This window comes from Alicyclobacillus herbarius DSM 13609 (genome assembly GCF_000430585.1).
GTDB lineage: Bacteria > Bacillota > Bacilli > Alicyclobacillales > Alicyclobacillaceae > Alicyclobacillus_G > Alicyclobacillus_G herbarius.
The window spans coordinates 79,174-85,688 of record NZ_AUMH01000019.1 but is presented as its reverse complement, the minus strand read 5'-3'; the positions used below and the strand labels follow the sequence as shown (position 1 = coordinate 85,688).

The following is a 6,515-nucleotide window of genomic DNA, read 5'->3' as shown; positions in this document are numbered from 1 at the left end:
CGCCATAATTGCAAGCGGTAGATGTTGGATGCCGATGTTTTGCGGTTTTCAGGGCCGCCGGTCGAGCGGCGACGCTGATTAATATAGCACGGTTACGCCCTAAGTGCAAGCTAATGATAATGATACATATAATTTCTGTATACCACTACCCGCGTGCGCGATTCACGCGGTTCAAGAGAATCACCCAAGGAGCCGTAACGTTACGGGACCAGAAAAAATGATTAAACCAAGCCCCGCATGAGCGAAAGCCGAGCTTCCCATCAATGAGCCGTGGTACTTGCCTTGTCCAAAACAAATAACCGCCCCCGTATAGGTTGACGTCTTCGGGGCGGTTACTTGCTTCACAGCACCATTGTTGTTGGGCAGGAGATCACGCTCAAAGCGTCGCTGCCCGTGAGTCGGAGTTCAATCCCGGCGTAAGACCGCGTTAAACACCAAGAATGCCAGCCCAACCAGGACGAAGAAGCCGATAAACATGCCACTTTGCTCGATAGCAAAGCGTTCCCATCCGGTCATGGTATTCGCCCCCTTAATCCTCATCCGAATTTGCGGCCACGCGGGCCACTGTGGCCACTTCCTCGCCCTCTGGGACGTTGATGAGTTTTACGCCTTGCGTCAGCCGCCCCAGGGTCGAAATGTCCGCCACGTGAATGCGAATGGTAACACCCGCATTGGTGATAATCATCAGGTCATCTTCATCCTGCACCATCTTCAGGCCGACGACCACACCGTTTTTCTCCGTGCAATTGACCGTCTTGATGCCCTTGCCCCCGCGGGTTTGCACGCGGTAGTCCGATACAGGGGTTTTCTTTCCGTAGCCGCGGCTGGTCACCACCAGCACATCGGCGTTCTCGTCGACCACATCCATGCCGACCACTTCGTCGCCCTCGGCTAGCTGGATGCCTTTGACCCCCGTGGCCGTTCGCCCCATCAGGCGCACATCCGTTTCCGTGAAACGGATGGACATGCCCCTTTGCGTGGCCAGAATGATATCCCGCTGGCCGTCGGTCAACCGTACGCCAACCACCTTATCATCATCCCGCAGGTGAATCGCGATGAGCCCGGATTTACGGATGTTCTCAAACTCCGTCAAGCTGGTCTTCTTGACGATGCCCTGCCGGGTGGCAAAGAACAACGATTTTCCCTGGGCTTCCTCCGTATCCAGGCTCGGCATCGGGATGACCGTCGTAATCTGTTCCCCCGACTCCAGCTGCAGCAAATTGATGATGGGAATGCCTTTCGCCTGACGACTGAACTCCGGAATCTCATAAGCCTTCAGGCTGTACACCCGGCCCTTGTCGGTAAAGAACAGCAGGGAATCGTGGGACGAGGTGATGAACATGTGTTCCACAAAATCCTCCTCCCGTGTTCCCATCATCGTAATGCCGCGGCCGCCCCGCCGCTGCGTGTGATACGTCGCCACCGGCAGACGCTTCACGTATCCGGCGTGGGTTAAAGTGACAGCCACATCCTGGACCGGAATTAGGTCTTCCTCGTTGATCTCGCCCTCCGCCGCGACGATGCGGGTTCGACGCTCATCTCCATATTTCTCGCGGATCTCCAATAGCTCCTGTCGGATGACTCCCAACAGCTTTCGCTCGTCCGCGAGAATCCCCCGCAGCTCGGCAATCAGAGCCAACAGTTCCTTATACTCGTTCTCAATCTTCTCCCGTTCCAGACCCGTCAGGCGCTGCAGACGCATGTCGAGGATGGCCTGCGCTTGCTCCTGACTGAGGCCAAAGCGGCTCATCAGGCCGTCGCGTGCCTCCTCAGTGGTGCGCGACCCGCGGATGAGCGCAATCACTTCATCCAGGTGATCGAGCGCGATGCGCAGTCCTTCTAAGATGTGTGCGCGTGCCTCCGCCTTATTCAGGTCATACTGGATGCGCCGGCGGACCACGTCGCGCTGGTGGTCGATGTACAAGCGAATCATGTCCGCCAAGCCGAGTACTTTCGGCTCGCCGTTTACCAGCGCCAGGTTGATGATGCCAAAGCTCGTCTGCAGCCCGGTGTGCTTGAACAGATTGTTTAAGACGACCTGCGGGCGTACGTCCCGCCGCAGTTCAATGACGATGCGCATCCCGTTGCGGTCCGACTCGTCGCGCAAATCCGTAATGCCGTCAATCTTTTTGTCCCGGGTCAGCTCCGCAATCTTTTCAATCAACCGGGCCTTGTTCTGCTGATACGGGATCTCATTGACCACGATGCGGGTCTTTCCGCCCGACATCTCCTCAAACTGGGTCGACGCACGTACCGTGATCGACCCACGGCCGCTCACGTACGCCTGGCGGATGCCGTCTCGGCCGAGAATGATGCCGCCGGTCGGAAAATCTGGTCCTTTGACCGCACGCATCAGCTCCTCCACCGTCACTTCCGGGTTGTCAATCATCATGACAACGCCGTCGATCACCTCGCGCAGGTTGTGCGGCGGGATGTTCGTCGCCATACCGACCGCAATCCCGGACGATCCGTTCACCAACAAGTTGGGAAACCGCGACGGCAGAACGAGTGGCTCTTGCTCGCTCTCATCGTAGTTGGGGCCAAAATCGACCGTTTCTTTGTTGATGTCGCGCAGAAGTTCCATCGCAATCGCCGACATGCGCGACTCCGTGTAGCGCATCGCCGCGGCCGCATCCCCGTCAATCGATCCGAAGTTGCCATGCCCGTCGACGAGCGGATAGCGGGTGGAAAAGTCCTGCGCCAACCGGACCAAGGCGTCGTACACCGCGGCGTCGCCGTGCGGGTGATACTTCGCCAAGACGTCGCCGACCACGCGGGCCGATTTCTTATACGGCTTGTCCGGCGTCATCCCCACCTCGTACATTGCGTACAGAATGCGCCGGTGTACCGGTTTTAAGCCATCCCGCACATCCGGGATGGCTCGGCTGACAATCACGCTCATCGCATAGTCGATAAACGAATTGCGAATCTCCTGGCTGATGTCAACCGGTAAAACCTTGCTCGAAAACTCCTCCGCCAAAATGTGTCACTCCTCGCCGCTTGTGCCCACCTAGATGTCCAGGTTGCGCACGTACTTGGCGTGTTCCTCGATAAACTCCCGCCGCGGTTCCACTTTATCGCCCATCAAGGTGCTAAACAGCACGTCCGCCTCCATGGCGTCTTCCATCGTCACCTTTAGGAGCGTGCGAAACTCCGGATCCATCGTCGTCTCCCACAACTGCTCCGGGTTCATTTCGCCAAGACCCTTGTACCGCTGCACACCGATGCCGCTTCGCCCCATCTCGTCCAGCACCCGTTCCAGCTCCTTGTCCGAATAGGCGTAACGGATGGTCTTACCCTTTGTGATCTTGTACAAGGGCGGCTGAGCGATGTAGACGTAGCCGGCGTCAATCAGTTCGCGCATGAACCGGTAAAACAGCGTCAAAAGGAGCACGCGAATGTGGCTGCCGTCCACGTCCGCATCGGTCATAATGACAATCTTGTGGTAGCGCGCTTTCGACAGGTCGAAGTCGTCGCCGATTCCGGTGCCAATCGCCGTGATGATGGAGCGGATCTCCGTGTTGGAGAGGATCTTGTCCAGCCGCGCCTTCTCCACGTTGATGATCTTCCCGCGCAGCGGCAGGATGGCCTGAAAGTTCCGGTCTCGCCCCTGTTTGGCCGATCCGCCCGCGGAATCGCCCTCGACGATGTACAACTCGCTGATGGACGCGTCCTTAGACGAGCAGTCGGCGAGTTTTCCCGGCAGAGAACTGACTTCCAGAGCGCTTTTCCGGCGTGTCAATTCCCGTGCCTTGCGCGCCGCTTCCCGAGCCCGCGCGGCCGTCACCGACTTATCAACAATCTTGCGCGCTACGGACGGATTCTGCTCCAAAAACGCGTAAAACTTATCCGCAAACAGGCCGTCCACGATGCCGCGCACTTCACTGTTGCCGAGCTTGGTCTTGGTCTGGCCCTCGAACTGCGGCTCCGGCACCTTGACGCTGACAATCGCCGTCAGCCCCTCGCGCACGTCGTCGCCGGTCAGGTTACTCTCGTTTTCCTTGAGCAGATTCATCTTGCGCGCATAGTCGTTAATGACGCGCGTGAGTGCGGTCTTGAAGCCGGCCTCGTGGCTCCCGCCCTCATGCGTATGAATGTTATTGGCAAACGAATAGAGCGTCGCCGCGTAGCCGTCGTTGTACTGCAGCGCAATCTCCACCGACACATCGTCGCGGATGCCCTTTACGAACACCGGGTCCGGGTGCAGCACCTCTTTCGACTTGTTGAGAAACAAGACGAACTCGGCGACTCCGCCCGAGTAGCAGTATGTACGGGACTTGCCTTCCCGCTCGTCGTTGAACACAATCTCCAGGCCCGCGTTGAGAAACGCCAACTCTCTCAGCCGCCCCTGGAGCACGTCCGACTGAAATTCGGTGGTTTCCGTAAAGATTTCCGGGTCTGGACGGAAGGACACAATGGTCCCGGTGTGGTCCGTCGTACCGACCACCTTCAGGTCGTACAAAGGCACGCCCCGTTCATACTCCTGCACGTGCACCTTGCCGTCCCGGTGCACCTCGACACGCAGCCACTCCGACAAGGCGTTCACCACCGACGCGCCGACCCCGTGCAGACCGCCGCTGACCTTGTAGCCGCCGCCACCAAACTTACCGCCTGCGTGCAGCACCGTTAAGGCCGTTTCGACCGCCGGGCGGCCCGTCTTCGGGTGAATCCCCACGGGAAACCCGGCACCGTTGTCTTCCACGGTCACACTATTGTCTGGATGGACCGTCACCACAATCCGCGTGCAACGGCCGGCCAGGGCCTCGTCTACCGAGTTGTCGACGATTTCCCACACCAGATGGTGGAGCCCGCGAGAACTGGTCGATCCGATGTACATTCCGGGACGCTTGCGGACCGCTTCCAGCCCCTCAAGGACTTGAATTTGCGATTCGTCATACGTCTGTTCCGGCAAACGAGTCCCCTCCATCCAGTTGTCCTGCCCGCTTTTTTAACGTCAACGAGGAAATGGGCGAAAAATAGACGGCATCCGCCGTAACAATACAAGATTTCACTTCTCCCGTCGCGGCTTCGTCCGTTGCCAGCGAAACCGCCGAGATACTGTTCCTCAGGTCGGGTGACTGCGCGTTGAAAATACCAATGACGTCGCGCAGGCGCACCATGGTGTCGCCCCCAATGTGCAGAAACATGGAAAGAAGCACCTACCCCTCCTTCTGTATTATACCAGAACGAACATGAAACAAACGTGAACGCCCCTCTAAGCGGTCCCCCAACTGATAGAGACCCGTGCTGGTGACGAGCGTCTGCACCTTGTCGCTCATCGACAGCAAGAGCTGGCGCTGCCTGTGGTCATCCAACTCAGAGAGCACGTCGTCCAAGAGCAAGACCGGGTATTCGCCCACCTCGCGACGAATCAGTTCAATCTCCGCCAGACGCAGGGAGAGGGCGATGGTCCGCTGCTGACCCTGGCTGGCGTGCGCCTGCACCGGCCGGCCGTCTAGGTAGAGAACCAAATCGTCCCGGTGCGGGCCGACGCTCGTATAGCCCAGTTGCCGATCCGCCCCCAGCTTCGCCTCAAGCTGCGCTTGAAACACAGCCTGCAGCTGGTCGGCGGACCACGAAGGGTCGTCCTCCGTAGAACGTCCGTCTACCTGGGTGGCGACGGCCATCTGGTAGCGCAAGTCGAGCTCCTCTCGACCCTCTGCGATGCTCGTATAGATTTCCCGCGCAATTTCCCGGAGCAGCGAAATGAACCGCTGGCGGCGCACCATTACCTCGGTGCCGTGGTGAACGAGCGGATCGTCAAACGCCGAAATGGAATCCAGGTCAAGCGACGGCCGCTTCAGCAGGTGGTTGCGCTGTTGCAGCGTACGGTGGTACTGGCTCAAGTGATGCAGATACCGGGCATGCGTCTGACCCAGCTCGATATCGATGAAGCGGCGGCGGACCGCCGGCCCTCCTTTGACGAGCTGCAGGTCCTCCGGGGCAAACAGGACAACTTGAAAGCGGCCGACGAAATCGCTCATTTTCGACTGTAAAACGCCGTTGACATGCGCCTTCTTGCCGAATTTCCCAAACTCGAGGCGCAGCCGAGACGGCCGCTCTTGATGCGTGATGACCGCCGTAAGCTGCGTTTGGTCCGCACCGTAGCGGATGAGATCGACGTCGCGGCTGGTGCGGTGCGACTTGCCGACGGCCAAGAGGTAGATGGCTTCGAGGACGTTGGTCTTTCCCTGTCCGTTTTCGCCCAACAGCACGTTGACGCCCGGCGCAAACTCAACCTCCTGGAGGACGTAGTTGCGGAAATCCCGCAAAACCAGGTGTTCAATCTGCATGACCGGAGGATGCCTCAATCACGTAAACCTGATGGAAAATTTCCACCTTGTCGCCGGGTCGCAGTTTGCGCCCGCGCCGCACTTCGGGCTCGCCGTTCACCCGCACGGTGTGCTCGCGCAGAAAAAATTTCGCCTGGCCGCCGGTATCTATCGCGTTAATGCGCTTGAGGAACTGGCTGAGGGTCATGTACTCCGACTGGATGTTCACCACAGGCATCCCGA

The 6,515-nt window shown here is 58.7% G+C and carries 5 protein-coding genes; all 5 read right to left on the bottom strand.

Going from position 1 to position 6,515, the window contains the following annotated elements; translation table 11 throughout:
- Window positions 1-529: 529 nt before the first annotated feature.
- From gyrA to yaaA, 5 genes are read right to left on the bottom strand one after another with little or no spacing between them, the layout of a single operon-like run.
- On the bottom strand, window positions 530-2,980 hold the full coding sequence (gene gyrA / locus H522_RS0113295; RefSeq protein WP_026962704.1) for a DNA gyrase subunit A: 2,451 nt from the start codon (window positions 2,978-2,980) through the stop codon (window positions 530-532).
- Between the two features lie 30 nt (window positions 2,981-3,010).
- The gene (gyrB, locus tag H522_RS0113290) at window positions 3,011-4,927 is read right to left on the bottom strand and encodes a DNA topoisomerase (ATP-hydrolyzing) subunit B (protein WP_026962703.1); all 1,917 of its coding nucleotides are present in this window, start codon (window positions 4,925-4,927) and stop codon (window positions 3,011-3,013) included.
- Window positions 4,893-5,159 (bottom strand): extracellular matrix regulator RemB, encoded by a 267-nt coding sequence (remB, locus tag H522_RS0113285; protein WP_051344258.1) that lies wholly within the window; start codon window positions 5,157-5,159, stop codon window positions 4,893-4,895. Before remB ends, gyrB begins: the two co-directional genes overlap by 35 nt.
- Window positions 5,160-6,293 carry a DNA replication/repair protein RecF gene (recF, locus tag H522_RS0113280; protein WP_026962701.1) on the bottom strand — a complete coding sequence of 378 codons (1,134 nt, stop codon included), beginning with the start codon at window positions 6,291-6,293 and terminating at the stop codon, window positions 5,160-5,162. It lies immediately after the preceding gene.
- A complete protein-coding gene (gene yaaA / locus H522_RS0113275) occupies window positions 6,283-6,510 on the bottom strand; it encodes a S4 domain-containing protein YaaA (RefSeq protein WP_026962700.1) in 228 nt (75 codons plus the stop codon). The genes recF and yaaA overlap by 11 nt, the downstream gene beginning before the upstream one ends.
- Between the last annotated feature and the right edge of the window lie 5 nt (window positions 6,511-6,515).